Source organism: Vibrio sp. 1069 (assembly GCF_033340555.1).
In genome coordinates, this window is record NZ_JAWOWP010000160.1 from 1 (window position 1) to 933 (window position 933).

2 pseudogenes are annotated in these 933 nt (G+C 46.9%); both read right to left on the bottom strand.

The features are described 5' to 3' along the window. A pseudogene (locus R7040_RS25175) lies at nt 1-256 on the bottom strand (ligase); the annotation flags it as partial. A 70-nt stretch (nt 257-326) separates the two neighbouring features. Further along, nucleotides 327-933: pseudogene (locus tag R7040_RS25180) on the bottom strand (ATP-binding cassette domain-containing protein); the annotation flags it as partial.

The following is a 933-nucleotide window of genomic DNA, read 5'->3' on the forward strand; positions in this document are numbered from 1 at the left end:
ACCCGATGGTTAGCTTTGAATAGCGTAAAATGCGGTTACTCGCGAGCTGATAGCAACCGATACCTAACGCAAAGCTAAATGCAATCCACGTTGTTGCGTTGAAGGATAAGGCTAACCCTGATCCACCTGGATTGGGCATAAAAAAGTGCATGGCCAGTAAAAACAGAACGGCCAAAGCGATGAGAAACTTGCGATTGAGAGGAACTTGTACTTTTTCAGGAGAAAGTTTGGTTCCACTTACATGTATAGTAGCCATATATATTGCGTTGTTTTGAATGAAAAAAGACCAGCGTTGGCTGGTCTTTGTACTTTACCCGTTTTTTCTCTTTCAACATAGGCTTAAGGAATCGAGCTGTGTGCGAACCTTCGATCTGAGACACATCTTCTGGTGTTCCCTGGGCAATGATCTCTCCGCCGCCTTGTCCGCCTTCTGGTCCTAAGTCGATGATCCAGTCTGCTGTTTTGATGACGTCCAAGTTATGCTCGATAACCACAACGGTATTCCCGTGATCGCGCAGGCGATGAAGTACAGTTAATAGCTGCTGAATATCATGGAAATGCAGACCGGTTGTCGGCTCATCCAGAATGTACAAGGTTTTACCCGTATCACGCTTGGATAGCTCTCTTGCTAATTTCACTCGCTGTGCTTCGCCGCCCGATAATGTGGTTGCCGCTTGACCTAAACGAATGTAAGACAGACCAACGTCCATTAGAGTTTGCAGCTTGCGGGCAATCGCAGGAACAGGATCGAAGAAGGTGCGAGCATCCTCGACGGTCATTTCCAGTACTTCATCGATGGTTTTGCCTTTGTAGCGTACTTCCAGTGTTTCGCGGTTATAGCGCTTACCTTTACACACATCACAAGGCACGTACACGTCTGGTAAGAAGTGCATCTCGACTTTGATAACACCATCCCCCTGACAAGCTTCACAG